Annotated in this window: 12 protein-coding genes and 2 pseudogenes; 11 read left to right on the top strand and 3 right to left on the bottom strand. The window is 69.0% G+C overall.

What is annotated here, in order from left to right; translation table 11 throughout:
* Nucleotides 1-283: 283 nt before the first annotated feature.
* From AB0C96_RS05250 to AB0C96_RS05230, 5 genes and pseudogenes are all read left to right on the top strand, one after another.
* A complete protein-coding gene (locus AB0C96_RS05250; protein ID WP_362914117.1) occupies nucleotides 284-2,077 on the top strand; it encodes a choline/carnitine O-acyltransferase in 1,794 nt (597 codons plus the stop codon).
* Between the two features lie 123 nt (nucleotides 2,078-2,200).
* Nucleotides 2,201-4,912, top strand: a complete 2,712-nt coding sequence (locus AB0C96_RS05245; protein ID WP_362913868.1) for an MDR family MFS transporter — start codon at nucleotides 2,201-2,203, stop codon at nucleotides 4,910-4,912.
* Nucleotides 4,913-5,051: 139 nt separating this feature from the next.
* Nucleotides 5,052-5,252 (top strand): annotated as a pseudogene (locus AB0C96_RS05240) (site-specific integrase); the annotation flags it as partial.
* Nucleotides 5,253-5,623: 371 nt separating this feature from the next.
* Complete coding sequence (locus tag AB0C96_RS05235) at nucleotides 5,624-10,414, top strand: DUF6531 domain-containing protein (protein ID WP_362913866.1); 4,791 nt, start codon at nucleotides 5,624-5,626, stop codon at nucleotides 10,412-10,414.
* Nucleotides 10,411-11,211 (top strand): hypothetical protein, encoded by an 801-nt coding sequence (locus AB0C96_RS05230; RefSeq protein ID WP_362913864.1) that lies wholly within the window; start codon nucleotides 10,411-10,413, stop codon nucleotides 11,209-11,211. The genes AB0C96_RS05235 and AB0C96_RS05230 overlap by 4 nt, the downstream gene beginning before the upstream one ends.
* Nucleotides 11,212-11,583: 372 nt before the next feature.
* Here AB0C96_RS05230 and AB0C96_RS05225 read toward each other — a convergent pair whose 3' ends face one another.
* On the bottom strand, nucleotides 11,584-12,981 hold the full coding sequence (locus AB0C96_RS05225) for a hypothetical protein (protein ID WP_362913862.1): 1,398 nt from the start codon (nucleotides 12,979-12,981) through the stop codon (nucleotides 11,584-11,586).
* A gap of 85 nt (nucleotides 12,982-13,066) precedes the next feature.
* Between AB0C96_RS05225 and AB0C96_RS05220 the strand changes: the two are divergent.
* A pseudogene (locus AB0C96_RS05220) lies at nucleotides 13,067-13,277 on the top strand (IS5/IS1182 family transposase); the annotation flags it as partial.
* 134 nt (nucleotides 13,278-13,411) lie between these two features.
* On the opposite strand, the gene AB0C96_RS05215 reads toward AB0C96_RS05220, so the two are convergent.
* Nucleotides 13,412-13,690, bottom strand: a complete 279-nt coding sequence (locus AB0C96_RS05215) for a helix-turn-helix transcriptional regulator (protein WP_362913860.1) — start codon at nucleotides 13,688-13,690, stop codon at nucleotides 13,412-13,414.
* A 455-nt stretch (nucleotides 13,691-14,145) separates the two neighbouring features.
* On the opposite strand from AB0C96_RS05215, the gene AB0C96_RS05210 reads away from it, so the two are divergent.
* Together AB0C96_RS05210 and AB0C96_RS05205 are read left to right on the top strand one after the other, a co-directional pair.
* Nucleotides 14,146-14,367, top strand: a complete 222-nt coding sequence (locus tag AB0C96_RS05210; RefSeq protein WP_362913858.1) for a helix-turn-helix domain-containing protein — start codon at nucleotides 14,146-14,148, stop codon at nucleotides 14,365-14,367.
* Nucleotides 14,368-14,514: 147 nt separating this feature from the next.
* Nucleotides 14,515-15,825: a DUF3631 domain-containing protein gene (locus AB0C96_RS05205; protein ID WP_362914115.1), complete on the top strand. Its 1,311-nt coding sequence runs from the start codon at nucleotides 14,515-14,517 to the stop codon at nucleotides 15,823-15,825.
* 412 nt (nucleotides 15,826-16,237) lie between these two features.
* Here AB0C96_RS05205 and AB0C96_RS05200 read toward each other — a convergent pair whose 3' ends face one another.
* The gene (locus AB0C96_RS05200; RefSeq protein ID WP_362913856.1) at nucleotides 16,238-17,563 is read right to left on the bottom strand and encodes a helix-turn-helix transcriptional regulator; all 1,326 of its coding nucleotides are present in this window, start codon (nucleotides 17,561-17,563) and stop codon (nucleotides 16,238-16,240) included.
* Nucleotides 17,564-17,719: 156 nt separating this feature from the next.
* On the opposite strand from AB0C96_RS05200, the gene AB0C96_RS05195 reads away from it, so the two are divergent.
* The 3 genes from AB0C96_RS05195 to AB0C96_RS05185 are packed head-to-tail and all read left to right on the top strand — an operon-like array spanning nucleotide 17,720 to nucleotide 20,390.
* Nucleotides 17,720-18,709, top strand: a complete 990-nt coding sequence (locus tag AB0C96_RS05195; protein WP_362913854.1) for a Gfo/Idh/MocA family oxidoreductase — start codon at nucleotides 17,720-17,722, stop codon at nucleotides 18,707-18,709.
* A complete protein-coding gene (locus AB0C96_RS05190) occupies nucleotides 18,706-19,959 on the top strand; it encodes a DegT/DnrJ/EryC1/StrS family aminotransferase (protein ID WP_362913852.1) in 1,254 nt (417 codons plus the stop codon). The genes AB0C96_RS05195 and AB0C96_RS05190 overlap by 4 nt, the downstream gene beginning before the upstream one ends.
* Nucleotides 19,956-20,390 carry an NUDIX hydrolase gene (locus AB0C96_RS05185; RefSeq protein ID WP_189860791.1) on the top strand — a complete coding sequence of 145 codons (435 nt, stop codon included), beginning with the start codon at nucleotides 19,956-19,958 and terminating at the stop codon, nucleotides 20,388-20,390. The genes AB0C96_RS05190 and AB0C96_RS05185 overlap by 4 nt, the downstream gene beginning before the upstream one ends.
* The last annotated feature ends 74 nt before the right edge of the window (nucleotides 20,391-20,464 follow it).

The following is a 20,464-nucleotide window of genomic DNA, read 5'->3' as shown; positions in this document are numbered from 1 at the left end:
GGCATGGCACGCCCACCCCGCGCGCACCGCAGCCCCCACGGGCACCGCAGTCCCCGCCCCACCCCGCATCCAAAACCTGTTCAAACGCCAACGTTCCGCCTCCCGCCGGAGGCAGGCTCTGGTAGATCCCCCGGGGTGTCCTCCGTGTCCCCCAGGGGCGTTGCCCCGCACCCGTACGCACCGACGACCCGAATCGAGACCGGACGTGACCCACAGTCAGGGCTCTTCCGCCACCCCGACGACCCCCGCTGCCCCCACCCCTCCCGACACCCCCACCTTCGCCCTGGAAGACACCCTCCCCCGCGTACCGCTGCCCACCCTGGAGGAGAGCTGCGCGCGCTTCCTCGCCTGGTGCGCGCCGCTGCTGACCGCCGACGAGCTGGCCGCGACCGAGGCCGAGGTCACCGCGTTCCTCCGCCCCGACGGCCCCGGCCGCACCCTCCAGGCCGCCCTTCAGGAGTACGACGCCACGCCCGGCGTGCACAGCTGGCTCGACACCTTCTGGCCGTACCGCTACCTCGGCCGCCGGGACCGCATCGCCCTCAACGCCAACTTCTTCTTCCTCTTCCAGGACACCGGGCAGCCGCAGCTCACCCGGGCCGCGGGCCTGATCACCGCCGCCCTCCACTACAAGCGCCGACTGGACCGGGAGGCGATCCCGCCCGTGGTCCAGCGCGGAGTGCCCCAGACCATGGAGCAGAACAAGTTCCTGTTCTCCACCACCCGCATCCCGGGCCGGGAACAGGACACCGTCCGCGCCCCGTACGGCGACGACCGGCCCGGCCCGTCCGACGCCCGCCACATCGTCGTCTTCTTCCGCGGCGGGATGTCCAAGCTGGACGTCCTCGGCCCCGACGGCGTACCGCACAGCCCCAAGGACCTGGAAGCCGGCCTGCGCGCGGTCATCGAGACCGGCACCGGTGCCCGGCCGGCCGGCGCGGACGCCCCGGTCGGCCACCTCACCACCATGGCCCGCGCCGAATGGGCGGAGGCCCGCGCGTCCCTCCGGGACCTCCACCCGCACAACGCCGCGGCCCTCGAAGACGTCGAAACCGCCCTGTTCTGCCTCTCCCTTGAGGACTTCGCCCCCGCTGACACCCAGCGGACCTGCGACGAACTGCTCTACGGCGACCGCGGCAACCGCTGGTTCGACAAGGCCGTCACCTTCGTGGTCTTCGCCGACGGCCGCGCCGGCATCAACGTCGAACACTGCGAGCTCGACGGCACCACCATCCTCAGCTTCGTCGACACCCTGCTCGCCACCCCCACCGAGGAGCACGCCCGACGGTCCGGCGCCCGTTCCCAGGGTGCCCCGGTACCGGAACCCCTCACCTTCCACCTCGACGACGCCCTCCGCGCCCGCGTGCACTCCGCCGCGACCGCGTTCGCCCAGTACGGCGCCGACACCGCCACCCGGACCGTCTCCTTCGACGACTTCGGCGCCACCACCGCCAAGTCCCTCCGGATCTCCCCGGACGCCTTCGTCCAACTCGCCTACCAACTGGCCCACCAGCGCGCCAAGGGGCACCTCGGCGCCACCTACGAGTCGATCGCCACCCGCCAGTGGCGCCGCGGCCGCACCGAGGCGATGCGCGTCGTCACCCCCGAGATCGTCGCGTTCGTCGCCGCCATGCAGGACCCGACCGAGGACGCCGACACCCGCCGCACCGCCCTGCGCACCGCGGCCCGGGCCCATGTCACCCGCGCCAAGGAGTGCCAGGCCGGCGACGCCCCCGAACAGCACCTCTGGGAGCTCGAACTCATCCAGCGCCGCCGCGGCCCGGAACTCGGCGTGACCGAACAGCCCGCCCTGTACCGCACCCCCGGCTGGCTGACCATGCGCGACGACTACCTGAGCACCAGCTCCGCCCCCTCCGCCCACATCCAGTACTTCGGCTTCGGCTCCACCAGCAGCCGTTGCATCGGCGTCGCCTACGTCCTGCTCCCCGACCGCTTCAACGTCTACCTCTCCACGCCCCGCCCCGTGGCCGCCCCGATGCACGCCTTCGCCGACCACCTCCGAGCGGCGGTCGACGAACTCCGCGAGCTGCTGGCGTCGGACCGCACCGCGGACTGACGCCCCACGCCCGCACCGGCCGGGGGCCGCCGCCCGGCGGCGGCCCCCGGGACCGCTCGACGGTTTCGGGAAGGAAATGTGGAATCCGATCCCCGGCCCCGCACCGTGGATTACCTTTCCTCCGTGGACCAGTTGATCTCCTCAGACCCGACGCACATAGGCCCGTACCGCCTGATCGCCCGCCTCGGCGCCGGCGGCATGGGCCTGGTCTACCTGGGCCGCTCCGAGGCCGGGCGGACCGTCGCGGTCAAGGTCGTCCAGGAAGAGCACGCACAACACCCGGAGTTCCGCAGGCGCTTCGCCCGCGAGGTGGCGGCCGCCCGTCGGGTGGGCGGCTCCTGGACGGCGGACGTGCTCGATGCCGACACCGACGCCGCGGTGCCCTGGGTGGCGACCCAGTACATCCCAGGGCCCGACCTGACCACCGTGGTGGCGAACGACTTCGGGCCGCTGCCCGAGAACTCCGTACGGGTGCTGGCCAACCGCCTCGCCCTCGCGCTACAGGCGGTGCACGAGGCGGGCCTGATCCACCGGGACCTCAAGCCGTCCAACGTGCTGGTGACGGTCGACGGGCCGCGGGTGATCGACTTCGGCATCGCCCGGGCCATGGACAGCCTCGCCGGAGACAGCCTGCACACCCGCACCGGCATGCTGATCGGCTCCCCCGGCTTCATGTCGCCCGAGCAGGTGCGCGGCCTCGAACTCACCCCCGCCAGCGACGTGTTCTGCCTGGGTGCCGTCCTCGTCTACGCCGCCACCGGACGCCTGCTCTTCGGCGCCACGGAGACCGGGCTGAACGCCCACCTCTTCCGGATCGCCGAGGAGGAGGCGGACCTGACTGGCGTACCGGAGTCGCTGCTCGATCTCGTACGCGAGTGCCTCGCCAAGGACCCGGCCGAGCGGCCCACCCTCCAGCAGGTCGCGGCCCGCACGGAGGCGGACGCGGACGGGGGCGAGGGCACAGACGGGAACGAGGGCACGAACGGGGGCAAGGGCACGGACGAGGAGTGGCTGCCGGGCGCGGTGCTGGCCCAACTCGGCCGTCATGCGGCCAAGTTGCTGGACTACGCCCCCGAGACGGCGGTCGGCACACCCGCCACCGCACCCACCGGAGCGCCGGTGCCCGCCGCGGACCCGCGCCTCCCGTCCGGGCCGCCGCAGTCGTCGGCACCCCCGCCGCCCGCGTACGCGCCCACGGCCCCGGCGGACCTCGTCCCCCCGCAGGGGTTCGGACCACCCCCGGGCATGGCCCCCCACGCCTGGCCCGCGCCCCCCTCCCCGGCCCACCTCCAGGACTCCCCGTTCCCGCACCCCAGGCGCTGGTGGGGCCTGGCGGTGGTCGCTCTCGTGCAGCTGTTCGTGCTGTTCGACGCGGCGTCCCTCCGCATGGCGATGCCGTCCATCATGGCCGCCCTGAACCTGCCCGCCGACCAACTCAACCTGATGTTCACCGCCTATGAACTGGCTTTCGGCGGGCTGCTGTTGCTCGGCGGGCACCTCGCGGACCTGGCGGGCCGCAAACGGATGCTGCTCATCGGGCTGGCCGGCTTCGCGGTGGCTGCCGCGATCGGCGGGTTGGCTCCCACTGCCGGCGCGCTGGTCTGCGCCCGCGCCCTCCAGGGCGCCTTCGCCGCGCTGCTGACGCCGGCCGCACTGGGCCTGGTGGTGGTCAACTTCACCGATTCCACGGCACGACGCCGGGCCTTCGGGGTCTACGCCGCGGTCGCCGTCGGCGGCTCGACGGCGGGCCTGCTCGCCGGCGGCTGGGTGCTCGAAACCCTGGACTGGCGCGTATGCCTGTTCGCCGACGTCCCCCTCGCCGTGATCGCCGTGGTCGGCGTGGCCACCCTGGTCCACGACCGCGCGGTCCGCCCCGGCCCCGGCTTCGACCCGCTGGGCCTGCTGCTCGGCTCCGCCGGGATCGTCGCCCTCGTCTACGGTCTGCACGAGACCGAATCGCGCGGTTGGCTCGACCTCCTCGTACTGGCCCTGTTCGCGCTCGGCGTCGTCCTGCTGCTGGCCTTCGCATGGTGGCAGACCACGACATCCGATCCGCTCCTACCGCCGTACATCATCAAGGACCGCAATCGCGTCGGCTCCTTCCTCGCCCTGTTCCTGGCCGGCGCCGGCGCGTTCGCCCTTCTCTCGACCCTGACGGCGTACCTGGAGAGCATCCGCGGCGACTCCCCGACCGGCACCGCCACGTCCCTCCTGCCCATGGTCGCCGCGATCGTCATCGGCTCCACCCAGGTCTCCGCCCGCCTGCTGCACCGCGTGGCGCCGCGCAACCTGGTCGTGCCGGGCCTGCTGCTCACCGCGGTCGGCCTGCTGCTCCTGACCCGCATCGAGCCCGACAGCGGGTACGCCACCGTGATCCTGCCCGGCATCGTCCTCGCCGGCCTCGGCCTCGGCACGGCCCTGATGCCACTCTTCTCCATCGCGACGGCCGGCATCACCGCGCCGCACTCCGGTGGCGGCGCGGCCGCGACCAGCGTGGCCCACCAGGTGAGTGGCGCGCTCGGCGCGGCCCTGTTCGGCAGCGTCCTCACCTCGGGCATCGCGGCCCGACTGGAGACCGTACCCGGGCTCCCGCCGACCTTCGCCGCCGCGGCCCGCAGCGGCCACGTCATCAGCCCGCTGGGGGCTCCGCCCCAACTGGCCGAGGTGATCCGCAAGGCAACGCTGGGCGGCTATACCGACACCCTGTGGTGGTCGACCGGCCTCACGCTGCTCGCAGGCCTGGTCGCGGCCCTGCTGGTCAGGTCCGCCGACCCGACGGGCCCCGAACTCACCGGCCCGACCTTCCCGACCTACGACCAACTCGGCGCCCGCTGACCCCACACGCTCCGTCGCCCCCACCACCACCGGCAGCTGCTGCGGTTCATGTGGCGGCCCGTCACATCCGTCGGTCGCGCTGCTCCTGGACCCGCCGGGCGTGCCCCTCGCGTTCCAGCGCGTCGAAGGGCCCGGCGACGCCTCGGTGCTGCTGGATGCGGGGGAGAGCATCAAGGCTCTTGCCGAGTACCTCGGCCACTCAGACCCCGGGTTCACGCTGCGGACGTACACGCACCTGATGCCGAACAGCCAGGACCGCGCCCGCAAGGCAATCGACGTTGCGTTCGGCGCGGCCGACGAGGACGAAGGCGACGACGGAGCGGTACCGGTCGCCGCCTGAGCAGCACCACGAAAGAGGCCGTCGGCCGCGCCTTCCGAGAGCGGAAGAGCACGGCCGACGGCCCACAGACGGCCCAGGAGAGCGAAAACCCGCTCTGACCTGTGACGTTCTTAGATGTCGAAGTACCGCACGAGAAGTGCTCTGACCTGCACGGATATGGTCTGAAGGCTGGGTGGGTGCACGACCGGTGCACGTCGTGGGTGAGGCGGAGCACCTGGTGCGTGTCCGACCATGACCCGCATACGCACGACTAGGCGACGGCGTTCGTGGGAAACGCGCCACGTGAGGGCTCATAGGGCACTTGAGAGGCCGTTCGCCCAGCTGGAAGTATTTTCTCATCCAAGAAATGGTCAACGGGGGAGTGTTTTTTCGTGGGTGTAGTGCTGCCTGGCTGGGCGGACGAAGTACTCGACATCATCGGAGTCTCATGGCCGAACGTCGACGAGGACGACTACCGGGACATGGCCGATGCCATGCGGGAGTTCGCCGATGACATCGACCACGGTGCCAACGAAGCGCACACGGCCATCCAGGGATTGGTGGGGTCAGCGGGTGGCTCGTTGGCTGTCGAGGCGCTCAACGCTCACTGGAACAAGATCAATGGCACTCACCTCAAGAATCTGGGGGAGTGTGGCCGCATGGCGGCCACTGCCATGGATGGTGTGGCGGTCCTCATCGAGGGCGCGAAGATCGGCGCAATTGTCCAGCTGGGCATCCTCGCCGCAGAGGTGATCGCCGCGCAGGCGGCGGCACCGTTCACGCTGGGCCTTTCCGAAGTCGGTGCGCTGGCCGCGACCCAGGCGACCCGGGTAATCGTCAAGCGCCTCTTCAAGGAGGTGTGCCAGCAGGTCGCTGAACAGGTCATCAGCATCGCCCTGACGCCCGTTGAGGAGGCCCTGGGCGCAATGGTCGGCGACCTGGTCGTCCAGATCGGCGCCAACGCCCTCGGAGTCAAGGACGGAGTGGACCTGGGGCAGACCGCCAAGGCGGGCAAGGACGGCTTCCATCAAGGCGTGCAGGACGCCAAGGACTCCGCGAAATCGGCCGCGGCCAACCCGATGGAACTCCTCAGTGCCGGCGGTGGCAGTGGGGGCGGAGGCGGCGGAGGCGCCGGCGGAGGGTTCAGTTTCGACCCGGATGAGCACGACCGCGTAGTGACGGGTCTGCAGAGCGCCGGTGGCACCTTCCGCAACAAGGCCGGCGGCAAGATCGGCCGGGCCAGAAGTCACCACGGGCGCACTCGTGGCAAGGACGCGATCGCTGACGCGGCTAACGCGATGTTGGACAAGGTCATCGACGGCATCGAGGACGGCGTCAAGAAGACCGCCAAGCACCTCGACGACAACATGACCCGTGGTGTGAAGCAGATGGCCAAGAACCATCAGGACAACGACCGTAAGCTGGCCGACCACTTCACAGGCATGGGCAAGGGAGACGAGAAGGACCCCAAGGCGCCGGGGAGTGGCATCGGCGGGACGGGTAGCCGCGCCGGCGGCAAGAATCCGGGAAGGGGCGCACCGAAATCGCCCCTGCGGAACGGGGCGGCAGAACCGCACAAGACCAGCACTCCAGCGGACGACCGCAACTGTCGAAGCGACCCGATCGACATCGCCTCGGGTGAGATGGTCCTGGCTCAAGAGGACGTCAGCCTGCCGGCCGTTCTGCCGCTACTGCTCGCGCGAACCCACGTGTCCTCCTACCGCTGCGGTGGGTGGTTCGGCCCGTCGTGGTCTTCGACCCTCGACCAGCGCCTCGAAGTCGATGACGAAGGTGTCGTCTTCGCTGCTGAGGACGGCATGATCTTGGTCTACCCGGTCCCCGGGCACGATGAGCCGGTCCTCCCCGTCGAGGGTCCCCGATGGCCGCTTAGCTGGGATCCGGAAACGCCCGATGGACTCCGCATCAGCGACCCGCAGGAGGGACGCTCCTGGCACTTTGCCAAGCCGGCCAGCGTTACGGGTGAGCCGAGTGGGTCGAGCTCCGCACAGCTCCCGCTGACGGCGATCACCGACCGTCACGCGAATCAGATCGACATCGACTATTCCGACGACGGCACCCCCAGCGAGGTCTGGCACAGCGGCGGGTACCGGATCCGAGTCGAGACCGCAGGGCTACGGATAACCGGGCTGCGCCTGCTGGGTGCGAGGAGTTCGGACGCGGTGGCACTGGCCGCCGAGCCAACCGGTAGTGCGGAGGCCGAGGGCGACTCCGCGGTGGGACTGCTGCTGACCGCATTCGGCTATGACGGCAACGGGAATCTCATCGAGGTCACCAACTCGTCCGGTGTACCGATGCGCTTCGCGTATGACCAGGACGGCCGGATTACCTCCTGGACCGATCGCAATCGGCATCGGTACGACTACCTCTACGACGCTGCTGGGCGCTGTGTCGAGACCCGCGGCGAGGGTGGTTTCCTCGATGCCGTCTTCGTGTACGACGACGAGGCGCGCTGCACCCGGGTGACCGATGCACTGGGACAGGTCACTGTCTACCAGCTCAACGAGCGTGGTCAGACGACAAGGGAGACCGATCCCTCAGGCGCGGTCACCACCTTCGAATGGGACCGGTACCGCCGACTGCTGCGGCGTACGGACCCGCTGGGCCGTACGGTCACGATGGAGTATGACGCGGCGGGCAACGCCACCGCGGTCACCCGCCCCGATGGCTCGCGGATGACCGCTGTCTACAACGACCTGCACCAACCCTTGCTCATGGTCGGTGCGGACGGTGCGGGCTGGCAGTACGCGTACGACGATTGCGGAAACCTGCTGCAGATCACCGATCCCGTCGGGGCCACCACCAGCTTCGAGTACGGCTCTTTCGGTCATCTCACAGCCGTCACCGACGCAATCGGTCAGACAACCCGGCTCGCCACCAACGCCGCCGGATTGCCGGTGTCTGTCACCGACCCTCTGGGAGCCGTGAGCAGATGCGAGCGGGACGCCTTCGGTCGACCCCGGCTGGTGACCGATCCGATGGGCGCGGTGACGGCGTTCGGCTGGACGGTGGAAGGACAGCCGGCTTGGTGCACTCGGCCCGACGGTCACACCGAGCGGTGGTCCTACGACGCCGAGGAGAACCTGCTCCAGCACGTCGATGCGGCTGGCGGAACCACGTCCTTCGAGTACACGTTTTTTGACCGAGTCTCCGTCCGTACGGGCCCTGACGGTGCCAGGTTCACCTTCGCCTACGACGCTGAGCTGCGACTCATCGCCGTCACCAACCCGCAGGGACAACTGTGGCGCTACACCTACGACTCGCTGGGCCGGGTGGTGCAGGAGACCGACTTCAACGGACGGCACATCAGCTACACCCACGATGTGGCGGGTCGGCTGACGTCGCGGACCAACGGTGCGGGCCAGACCGTGCGCTACACCCGCGACCTGCTCGACCGTGTTGTCCGCGAAGGCACGCAGACCGGCGGAGCGCGATTCCACTACGACGCCGAAGGCCGTCTGCTGTACGCGGCGAACGGCGCCACGGACCTGGCTTTCACGTACGACCCAGCAGGTCACTTGCTGACGGAGCAACAGGGCCTGGCGGTCATCGAGTTCGGCTACGACGACCTGGGTCGGCGCACCCTGCGCCGTACCCCCAGCGGTGTTGAGAGTCGGTGGACCTACGATGCGGCCGGTCGGCCGGCAACGCTGGTCAGCGCGGGGCGAGAGGTCAGGTTCGGCCACGACCTCGCCGGCCGGGAGATCCGCCGCAATCTCGGTGCGGCGGTCCTCTCCCAGACCTGGGATCCGGCCAACCGTATGACGGCCCAGACCCTCTCAGGTATGTCGGCCACGCCTGGTGCCGCCATACCTGAGACTGCGCTACGACACCGCACCTTTGCCTACCGCCCGGACGATCAGCTGCTCGGTTTCACGGACACCATGCTGGGGACGCGAGCCTTCGATCTGGACCCGGTGGGGCGGGTCACCAGCGTCTCGGGGCACAACTGGTCCGAGACCTATGCCTATGACACTGCGGGCAACCTGGCCTACACGGGAGGTCAGACCGCCGGGCAGGCGAGCCTGAACGACACCGCGGGGACGAGGTCCTACGACGGCACTCTGCTCCGCCAGGCAGGCCGCACCAGCTATGAGTACGACGGCCAGGGACGGGTCATCAAGCAATGCCGCAGGCTGCTCTCCGGCGGCACCCGCAGCTGGCACTATTCCTGGGACGCAGACGACCGCCTCACCACGGTCACCCTCCCGAACGGCACCCTCTGGCGCTATCACTACGATCCCCTCGGGCGCCGCATCGCCAAGCAGCGGCTGAGCGGCGACACCACCACTGTGGTGGAGCAGACCACGTTCACCTGGGACGGCACCGTACTTGCCGAGGAACTGCGCAGCGGTTCAGCGTCGGCTGGTGTCCAGGTCACCAGCTGGGAGTGGGATCCGGTCGGCTACCGCGTCCTGACCCAGGTGGACCGAACCGCCGGCGGATCCGAGCCGGCGCAAGAGGAATTCGACGAGCGCTTCTACTCCATCATCACTGACCTGGTCGGCACACCCACGGATCTTGTCGATGAAGAGGGTGCGATTGCCTGGCACTCCAGGTCCACGCTGTGGGGAACACCGCATCCCGCTGATCCCCGCGAGGCTGTGGTGGAGTGCAGTCTCGGCTTCCCAGGTCAGTACCACGACCGTGAGAGCGGCCTGCACTACAACCTGTTCCGCTATTACGACTCACTCACCGGCCGATATCTCAGCCCCGATCCGCTCGGCCTCGGGCCCGCCCCCGACCCACACGGTTACGTCGACAATCCCTTCGCCGAGATCGATCCACTCGGCCTGGCGAAGAAGAAGTGCCCAGTCATCATCGAACGCTACGGCAGCGAGGCGGAAGCGAAGGCGAGTGCCGCAGTGAAGCCGAATGGGGGCCTTGTTCCGAGGCCCGGCCACGAACGGCAGCCAAAGTGGATCACCCAGACCGGCAAGGTCAACCCCGGCACGCTGGGCAAGAGCAAGAATTACACCCACAAAATGGAGTTCCACTGCAAGCCAGAGGTGTTGGCCTGGCTGAAACAGTACGAGATCAAGCCGACCAACGAGCCGGGTCGCTATGCGGTGCCGGCCGACAAGATCGATGAGTTCAACAAGTACGTGGAGAAGACGACCGTCCAGCCGCTCGACTCAGGCGGCGGCCGTAGGAGGAGACGATGAATCCGTCATCGCCGCGCGGACGCTTGCGCGATGCCCTGCTGTGTGTCGGCGAAAGGGGTGACGTAAACGAGGCCGGCCTCAGTGCGGCAGTCACCACCGCGCTGCGCGAACTGGCTTCGGAGGCGCTGGGCGAGCGATCACGCGCCGAACTGGTCACCGTTGGCGCTGAGGACCACCCCTGGGGACGAAGCCTGGGTCTTCGGCTTGCGGACTATGACGTAGAGCTGCCGGACGTGCTCTTGTACGCAGACCAGAGCGACCTTCCGCCCCAGGTGCAGGAGAGTTTCCCGACTCTGAGCCAGGAGGAGTGGGAGGCCGTACTGCTGGTCTCCAAGCTCATCTTCCTGGGGCTCCAATCGGAGCCCGAGCCTGTAAGCGACGTTGCCGGCCAACATCCACAGGTCACCCCGAGGCCGCCCCGGTCGGTAGCGAGAGAGCAGTTCTGCCAGGCGCTGGCTGACATTCCGGAACGCGCTGACCTGCACCACGACGAACTCACTGCGCAATTGCGGGCCGCGTTCCTGAACTTCGCGTCGGAGACACCCGACAACAAGGACGCCGCTCAGCGCATCGCGGTGCTGCACACCGGGGAGCCCCACCAAGGGCCGCGCTTGTGCCTCAGCCGCTCGGGGTTGGCCTTCGCGAAGGTAGTGCTGAGCGCTGGTGGCTGTCCTGTCCCCAGCTGTGTACTGGAGGAATTCCCGGACTTGACCCAGGACGAGTGGAACGCCGTCATCCACGTCACAGCACTGACGCTCATGGCGTTCGAGCCCGAGCCGGCCCGCGACGTGGAATAGCGTCCGTGTCGCATTGACGGTCCCGGTTCGGCAAAAGACAGTCGGTAACCAACAGAGGGGTCGCGACAGACGACGAGCGGTTGCCTCCACCCAGGTGGTGGAGGCAACCGCTCTGAGCATTTCCGTCGGCTGCCGAGTCCGAGCTTTACTTTCTAGATGTCGAAGTACAGCTATACGGACGCTCTGACCGGCGGAGATTCGTGCTCATCGACGGGTCCGGTGCACAACCGGTGCACACCATGGGGAAGAGAGGCGTTCGTCTGAGTCTGCCGCCCGGCACCCGCAGCCGGGCCATGGCCTGTGCGAAGGAGGGCGCATCGTCGGCCGCCGCCAACCGGAGGCGAGCCCCATTCGTCGGAAGCTCTCTGAGTGCTACCGGGCGGCCTTGGCGCACGGTGAGCCGCTATGGGGGACGACCCTGATGCGGGCGTCCTCCAGCCGGATGCTCGTCTTCCGGCTTGTGGCAGGATCCCAGAACTCGACCCTGTCACCGGATTGCCCGAAGATCACCACTGGATGGTCGTGAGGAGGCGGGGTCCCGTAGTACGGCGCTTCGGAGGAGGTCGGCTCTAGGCACGCGTACTCGGCGCTGACGCCGAAGTACTCCGAGATGTCGCGGCCAGCCAAGGCGAGCGCGCGGTGCTCCGTGCCATTGCGCGCTGCGGTTTGGAGGATGAGCAGGCTGAACACCATGCCCATGCCTATGCCCAGGGTCACCGCAGGCGCCCAGGACAGCCACGGCCCCTGGACCCGCAGGGAGGGAGCGAGGAACCGCATCCAACCCAGGTACGCCACCGGCAGCAGCGAGGCCGCGACGAACACGCACAGCACCCAGAGCCCCGCCTGGATGTCGCCCAACCCGTCTTTCCCCGGCGCGAGGAGCACCCCGAACGGCGACAGATATGCCCGCTGGACGAGCGTCCCGAGCCACGGCACGAGGGGAACCGCGAGGGGCACCGCCAGCGGGACCAGCCACGGAAGCGCGCGGTGCGTGGGGGTGCGCCGCACCGCCAGATACGTTCCGCCTAGCAGGTAGCCTGCGACCAGGACCACAAGCGGACCGCCGACCCGTGGGCTGTCCGCGCCGAACGTGGGCCAGAGCCCGGCGCCGAGCAGGCAGATCGCTGCCGCAGTGACGACGAGCGTCAGGAAGGCCAGGGCGTGCCAGCCCCGGGACGCCGAGGGCCTGCCGATCTCATGGACGTCCGGGTCCAGCCGCCGCAGTACCAGCGGGTGGTGCGAAAGCTCAGCCCGGGCAGCACGCCGGGTGCGCGCCAGACGGCGCGCCTGGGGTTCGTCGAGCCTGGCCGGGACGCGGACCAGCCGGACAGTGCCCGCATGCGGATCGTGCTCGCCGGTCCGTGTGGCCACGTGGAGCGCGTGGTGGAGCCGTAGGCTCACTGGCCCCCGCCTGCCCCGCAGGTGCCACTCGATCTGCGGCCGGTGAACGCGCTCCACGAGCGTTGCGTCACGGCAGTGCAGGGAGAGTTCGGCGTTCTGAGCCAGTGTGTCCAGGGTGGCGACCGCCTGTTCTACCGCTGTCTCGCGGACCCCGCGGATACGGACCTCGATCACGCGCAGCGTCCAGCCCGTGTCCGTGGTCACCGTGGTCTCCCCGGCCAGCGGCTCGCGTAGGGGCCAGCCCATCGCGTCGCACACCTGCTGGAGCAGGTCCAGTTCCTCAGGGCGGTCCAGGACCGCGGCGACGACGTGGACACGGCGATTGAATGGCTGCCCGTCTGGGCGCGATGCGGAAGTCGACGTGCTCATAAGGGGATTCTGCCGTCACATCCCTGCGCACTGCCCGGCCGAGCCGCTGGCGGCCCTGTGTGGTGGGCTGTCCCAGAACATGCCGGACAAGGGATGCGACTGCGACCACCTGCGTCGATGGCTTCGCAGACAAGGCATCCAACACCGCATCGCCCGCAAATGCGTTGAGCCTCGCAGCAACTGAGCCGACACCGCTGGGTGGTTGAGCGGACCGTGTCCTGGCTGGCTGCCGACGCCTGCATCGTCGCTACGGGCGCAAGGCCGAGCACTTCCTCGCCTTCGGCTCTCGCTCTGCTGCTGCCCGTCGGGGTCCCGCCAGCGCGCCAACCAGCGCTTACCGCGCCCGTGCTCGCGGGAAGGCACCTTGCCGTGGGCCCTGCACTTTTCCTCGCCCGGCTCCGGCCGCTTTTTGTGCCAGCGGTCGTAGGGCTCAGCCACGGTGACCCGCTTCCGGAGCGGCACACGATGGCGGCAAGAGGGCCATGGGAGAGATGCCGAGGGCTGCAGCGATGGCGGCGAGGTCGTCGACGTCGCAGCGTCGGCGCATGCGCTCGATGCGAGAAATCGCGGTATGGGACAGGGGGCGGCGTAGCTCGGCTACGAGGGCGGCGAGCTGGCGTTGGCTGACGCCGCGAGCGAGGCGGAGGCTTTCTATGTTGTGGGCGGTATGGATTCCGGTGGAGCCGATTTCGACGGCGCGTTTTGGCATGGCGGTGTTGTAGCTCGTGTTCCCGGGTTTGGGGAAACCGGATTTCCGCTGTATATGGAGGTGCCCTTCGCGTCGCGTGGGTGCTGTCGCTGTGCGTCTGGATGGTTACGGAATTAACGGCCGGGTTCTGTGATATGTTCCCGCGCCTTGCGCCAGAATGGGGCTTCCGGTGGTTCGTCACACCTCCACGGCCTGGCACTTCAGGCAGGATCCGGCGATAGGCGGAGCGCAGCAGGGTGTCGCGAAGCTGACATGACGAAGTGGCCTGGTCGCTCTCGGCTGTGTGGAATATGGCTCGCTCTCCCGATCGGCGGTTCGGATCCGCGGTTTTCGATGTCCTGTGTGGATGCCGTTTGGTGCGGCCGCGAATTGTCTGCAATATGGCGCTGGATGTTGCGGAAGATGCGTGGCTATGTTGTCCACGCCGCCCGCCCAATTCAGCGAAGGGGAAGCGAATGAAGCACACTGAGTCCCGCCAGGATGCCGCCAAGCACCGTCGCGCGCTGGCGAGCCCGCAGGAGATCTCCGACTACCTCGGCATCCCGGTGCGGACCCTGTACCAGTGGAAGTACCGGGGCACCGGCCCGAAGGTCCACAAGGTCGGCAAGCATCTGCGCTACCGGTGGACGGAGGTCGACGCGTGGCTCCAGGCCCAGTCCCTGGATCTGGTCGCCTGAACCGTCGCACGACGAAGCGGCCCTCGGCGCGTCAACGCCGAGGGCCGAAGAGTCCCCAACCGACCGCCCGTACCTGAACGATGACGACGGTGGTGCGGAGCCTGCACGCTGCGTACCACCGGGTGAGGAACGTCCTTGAACCACCCTATGACGGCGCAGCCCGCCGCCGCATCCCACCAACCCACCTGGCCACCGGTCGCCATCCCCGGGCAGGTCGGTATCCACCGCGCTGCAGTGCCCACCGGTGACCGGGATTCGCCGACCCCACTGGGCAGTGCAACGAGTGCCTCGGACACCGACGGCAGCCCGACCGAGAACCGGTCAACGGAGAGCGCTGACCGTCCAGCCACCCCGTTCGTTGGCCCGCTGACCGAGGGCGCTGCTCTGCTGGGTGAACTGCGGTCAGCGATCGAGACGTTCGTGGTTCTGCCCCACCGGCAGGCTCTGAACGCGGTCACCTTGTGGGTGGCTGCCACGCACCTGCAGCCCGCCTGGCAGCACGCCCCGCGCCTGGCGGTGGTGGGCCCAGCGAAGCGCTGCGGCAAATCGAGGCTGCTGGACGTGCTGCACGAGACCGTCCACGACCCGTTCATCACGGTCAACTCGACCCCGGCGGCCATCTTCCGCTCCATCACCGCCAACCCGCCCACCCTCCTGGTGGACGAGGCAGACACCATCTTCGGCAGCCCGAAGGTGGCGGAGAAGAACGAGGAGATGCGAGGTCTGCTCAACTCCGGTCACCACCGCAACCGGCCAACCACCCGGGTCGCGGGAAATGACCACCAACCCACCAAGTTCCGTACCTTCGCGATGGCTGCTCTCGCCGGCATCGGTGACCTGCCCGACACGATCATGGACCGGTCGGTGGTCATCCGCATGCGCCGCCGTGCACTGGGGGAGAGCGTGCGGCCCTACCGCTCACGCCGCGACACACCTGCCCTCAACGCCCTGCGGCAGCGGCTGGCGGTCTGGCTGGGCCCGCACCTGGAGGAGGCTGCCGACTCCGAGCCGGTCATGCCGGTCGAGGACCGCGCGGCTGACACCTGGGAGCCGCTGATCGTCATCGCCGATCTGGCGGGAGGCCCCTGGCCCGCCTGGGCCCGTACCGCTTGCCAGATGATGACCGCATACGAGCAGGGCCAGGAGGAGGACCACGGCGGGCTGAAGATCCGTATCCTGACGGACATCCGGCAGGTCTTCGCCTCCTATGGCAACCCCGACGCACTGCCCACCGAGAGCCTTCTCGCCGCCCTGCGCGCCGATACCGAAGGACCTTGGGCTGAGTACGGCAACGGCGGGCTGAGCGCACGCGGCCTGCAACTCCTCCTGGGCGACTACCAGATCAGGTCCGCCAACCACCGCTTCGGAGACATTGGTCAGCGCAAGGGCTTCTCGCGCAACCAGTTCACCGACGCTTGGATGCGCTACTGCCCTCCACCCGCGCGCACTGCCCCGTAACCCGGCCTCACTCGTCCCACCCGTCCCCGCGCAGGTCAGCGCGGGGACGACTCTCTGGGTGGGACGAGTCCACCCGTCCCGCGTATCGGACCGACCGTGCGCCGATATGAGTCGACTCGTACCACCGGATGCGACCCTCCGCGCCCTGACCAGGCATGCAACGGGTGGGACGGGTGCGAGGCCACCCGGCACGGAAACCGACGAGCCAGCCACGCCCAAACCTGCGCAGCAAGCTGTAGCTTCCGAAACTCCTCCGCAGCCCGTGGCCGCGGAGGAGTTTCGCAAGCGCATGCCCCGCCTGGGAAGGGGCGGCCCGGCACCAGGGGGCGCCGGACGTGGAGGCAGCGACCGGGGCCGATCGCAGCAGGGATGGAGAACAGCCCACCTGGAAGGTGGCCGCCAGGACGGTCTCTCAGGCGGTCCGGAGCCGTTGGAGGAATTCGGGTACGCCGTCCACCTGCTGGTAGGGCTTGAAAGCAGGGGCGAGCTCGCGGACCAGCGCAACGCAGCGGTCGGCGCCGATGCGGGTGGCGAGGTCGAATGACTCAGTGCTGACGACGAGGGCTTGTTCGACCTCGCGAGCCTGGAGCAGGCTTCGGGCCTCGTAGGTGCGGAAGACCCCGCGCGTCTTGTCCCGGGCCCGTGGGAGCAGGGTCAGTCCCTCGTCAATGCGGGCGCGCGCCTCGTCGGTTCGGCCAAGGTCGAGGAGACACTGGCCGGAGTCCACGGCCAGATCTGCTGTGCTCATCCATCGGCACCAGCCGGGGGCGGGGTCGGCCGCGTCGGTCAGCAGGGCGGTCTCAGCGGCGGCGAGGTCGCGGTGGCAGTCGGCAGCGGCGTCCAGAGCGGCGTGGGCTCGGGCCCTGCGCAGGTACAGCAGCGACCGGGCGGTGGGGTGGGACGTATGGATCAGGGCCTGGCTCAGGGGTTCCACGGCGGACCCGGGATGGCCGAGCCAGATCGACTGGTAGGCGAAGTCGGACAGGACACCAGCTCCGAGATCCCGGTTGCGGGATGCGTGCGCGTTGGTGAGAGCGGCGTTCCACAGCTTGCCGGCCGCGTAGTGCTGACCCTGGTCGAAGCGGTACCAGCCGCAGGTGCTGGAGAGGGAGGCCGCCAGGTGGTGCAGGCGGCGGCCGGTGGCCTCGCTGTACCGGGCGCCTTCGAGAAGGTCGGTCACAGTCGTGAGGTGGGCGTCCATCAGCTTGATGGTGTGCTGGCGTTGCTCGGTCGGCAGGGCAGTCAGTTTGGTGCTGGTGTCCTCCAGCCAGTCCACCAGTTCGTCATCGACGCGGCGCCCGCCGAGCGCGGTGGTCAGGCGGTCGGGTTCCAGCGTGGCCCACTGGGAGGCCAGCCCGGCCAGGGCGAGCGCGCTGTAGGTCAGGAACGTACGACGTTCACGGTTCATCGCGGCTCTCTGTGCATCTCGAAGTGCTTGGACGGTGTACGCCGCCCCGAGCGGGGCCGGGTCGTCCCGGCCCGGGAGCCAGTGGGGCCAGGGGTACCGCTCCAGGTCGGAGACCGGCACGTCGAAGGCGTCCGCGATCAGGAGCTGGGATTCGATGTTCGGCGTTTTGCGGCCGTTCTCCCACTTGCTGACGGCCGCCTTGTCGGTGCCGGAGCGGAGACCCTCGGGCCGCATCGCGGCAGCGCGGTGCAGGCGCGCGACGAGGTCGTTCTGGGACCAGCCGCGTAAGAGGCGGGCGTAGGCGAGGGGATGCCTGATCGGGTCGTCCACGGGAGCAATCCCATCATCGACGGCGACGGCCAGACTACCGCGCGTACAGGCGGGACAACCCCGGGACTACAGCCAACACCTAGGGCCTGAGCTGGAGTTGGCGCTGTACTCGTCATCACCCGACACGTTCCTCCGTGAAGTGGAAGGAGAACGCGCATGAAACGACGTGCTGCGATCATCGGCCTTGGCCACCAGGCCGCCGAGGATCACCTGCCCGGCCTGCTCGGCTCCAGCCGGGCCGAACTCGTCGCGGTGTGCGACAACAACCCGGACGTCCTGCACCAGCGAGCGGACACCCTCGGAGTGCCCGGGTTCACCCGGGCCGGTGACCTACTGGATGACGCCGCCCCGGACTTCGTGATCATTGCCGTCCCGCACCACGCCGGGCGCGCGGTGACCGAGGAGTGCGCCACCCGGGGCGTCCACGTCCTCAAGGAGAAGCCGTTCGCCACCTCCATAGAGGAGGCTCGCGAGCTGGCCGGGATCTGCCACAAGGGCCGCGTGGAACTGATGGTGACGCTCCAGCGCCGGTTCAACCCGATCTACAGCAGCGTGGCCGGGATGCTGGACCAGATCGGCACCCCGTTTCTCGTTGGCGGGCACTACTCGTTCCACACGCCCAACCCCGGCGCCGGCTGGCGCGGGGACCTCAAGCAGGCCGGTGGCGGCTGCATCCTCGACATGGGCTACCACCTGATCGACCTGCTCCTGTGGTACTTCGGCCTGCCCAGCAGGGTCATCGCGGAGTTCTCCACCACGGCCCTGCCCGAAGGCGGCTACGACGCGGAGGACACCGCCGTCGTCCAACTCGGCTACGACTCCGGCTTGTACGGATCGCTGGTCCTGTCGCGGTGGATGGCGCCGAAGACGGAGTTCATGCGGGTCGTGGGAACGGCTGGCTCGGTGGTGCTGACGAAGGGAGCGGTGCAGCGGCTCGCCCTGGACGGAACGGTGGTGGAGGAGCTGACCCGACCGCACGCCCCCAGCGTCGCCACCGCACAGATCGACTACTTCTGCCGGGTCCTGGACGGAGAACGGCCCAACATCTCTGGCCCCGACCAGCACCTCTCCCACGCCGCGTTCATCGCGTCCTGCTACCGGTCCAAGACTGCGGGCCGCTACATCGACCCGAAGGAGATGCTGTGACCAGCCTGCTCGCCCTTCACGGCGGCACCCCGGCTGTTACCGATGCCGGCCCCCACTTCACCTGGCCCCCGATCGACGACAACACCCGCACGAAGGTTGTCTCCCAGCTGGATTCGGCAGTCTCCCTCCCCGGCCGGTCCGGGATCGTCGCGGACCTGGAAGACGCCCTCCAGGACTACTTCGACGTGAGGCACGCGATCACCACCAGCTCCGGCACCGCCGCCCTGCACGCTGCCTACTGGGCCGCCCGCATCAGGCCCGGCAACGAGGTGATCGTCCCTGCCTGGACCTTCCACGCCACCGCCTCACCCCTGTTCCAGCTCGGCGCGGTACCGGTCCTCTGCGAGACGCGCCCGGACGGCAACATCGACCCCGGTCGGGTGGCAGAACTGATCACCCCTCGCACCCGCGCGATCATGGTCACGCACCTGTGGGGCAAGCCCGCCGAGATGACCGACCTCACCACGCTGGCCAGGGACCGTGACCTGGACCTGCTGGAGGACGGCTCACACGCTCACGGGGCGAGTCACGGCGGCCAGAAGGTCGGCACGTTCGGCCTGGCCGGTGCCTTCTCCCTCAACGGCCCCAAGCCCTTGTCCGGGGGTGAGGGCGGCTTCCTCCTCACCGACGACGATGACACCTACTATCGCGTTCTCACGTTCGCGCACTACAACAAGCGGGCCAGGAACGAGATCCCGGAAGGCCATCCGCTCGCGCGGTACGCGGTCACCGGGGCCGGACTCAAGCTCCGTATCCACCCCCTGGCCGCCGCCCTCGCCCACGACCAGCTCTCCCGCCTGGATACCTACCTCGCCGGCCGCGAGGAGATCGCCGCCTACCTGATCCGAGAGCTCGGGCAGATACCCGGGCTGGAGGTGAGCCCGATGCCCGCGGGGGTGAAGTCATCCTGGTACGCGTTGACGGCCACCTACCGGCCCGACCAGCTGGGCGGCCTGCCCTTCGATCGTTTCCACGCGGCCCTTGTCGCGGAGGGCGCGACCGAGTTCGACCGGCCCGGCTCCACCCGCCCCCTGAACCAGCTCCCGCTCTACCAGCATCCCTCCCATCTCTTCCCCGGCTACCCGAACATCCGCAGCCGATACCGGGAGGGTGACTTCCCCGTCGCTGAGAAGGCGCACGCGAACACGATCAAGCTGCCGGTCTGGCACCGTGAACAGGATCTGAAACTGGCCGAGCAGTACGTCAGCGCGGCCAGGAAGGTCAGCGAACACCACAAGGAGCTCTTGTGACCGTCACCTCAGACCTCGCCCGAACTTTGGCAGAGGAGGCAGAAGCCGAAGGCATCACCACCTTCGTGGCCGCGGCCGTAGTCACCGACGCCGACCGCATCCTCCTGGTCCGCCGCAAGCCGGACGACTACATGGGCGGCCTGTGGGAGATCCCCTCCGGTCATGTGGACGCCGGAGAGAGCATCTTGGACGCGGCCCGCCGCGAGACGCTGGAGGAGACCGGCCTGACCGTCGCCTCCGTGGACCGCTACCTCGGGCACTTCGACTACGAGAACAGCCGAGGCACCACCACCCGCCAGTTCAACTTCGCCGTCACCGTCTCCGAGACCGGGCCGGTCATCCTGACCGAACACGACCTGCACCAGTGGGCCGCCCCCGGCGACCTGCCGGGCGTCACCGACGGCGTACGGGAGGTCCTGGCCTGCGCGTAAGCCACAGGAGGCCGGCCAAGCCAACGAGGGCCGCTACCCCGGATATGGAGTAGCGGCCCTCGTGCCGTTTCTGA

The sequence above is a fragment of the Streptomyces sp. NPDC048506 genome, from assembly GCF_040651315.1.
Lineage (GTDB): Bacteria > Actinomycetota > Actinomycetes > Streptomycetales > Streptomycetaceae > Streptomyces.
This window is presented reverse-complemented; position numbering and strand designations above follow the sequence as displayed.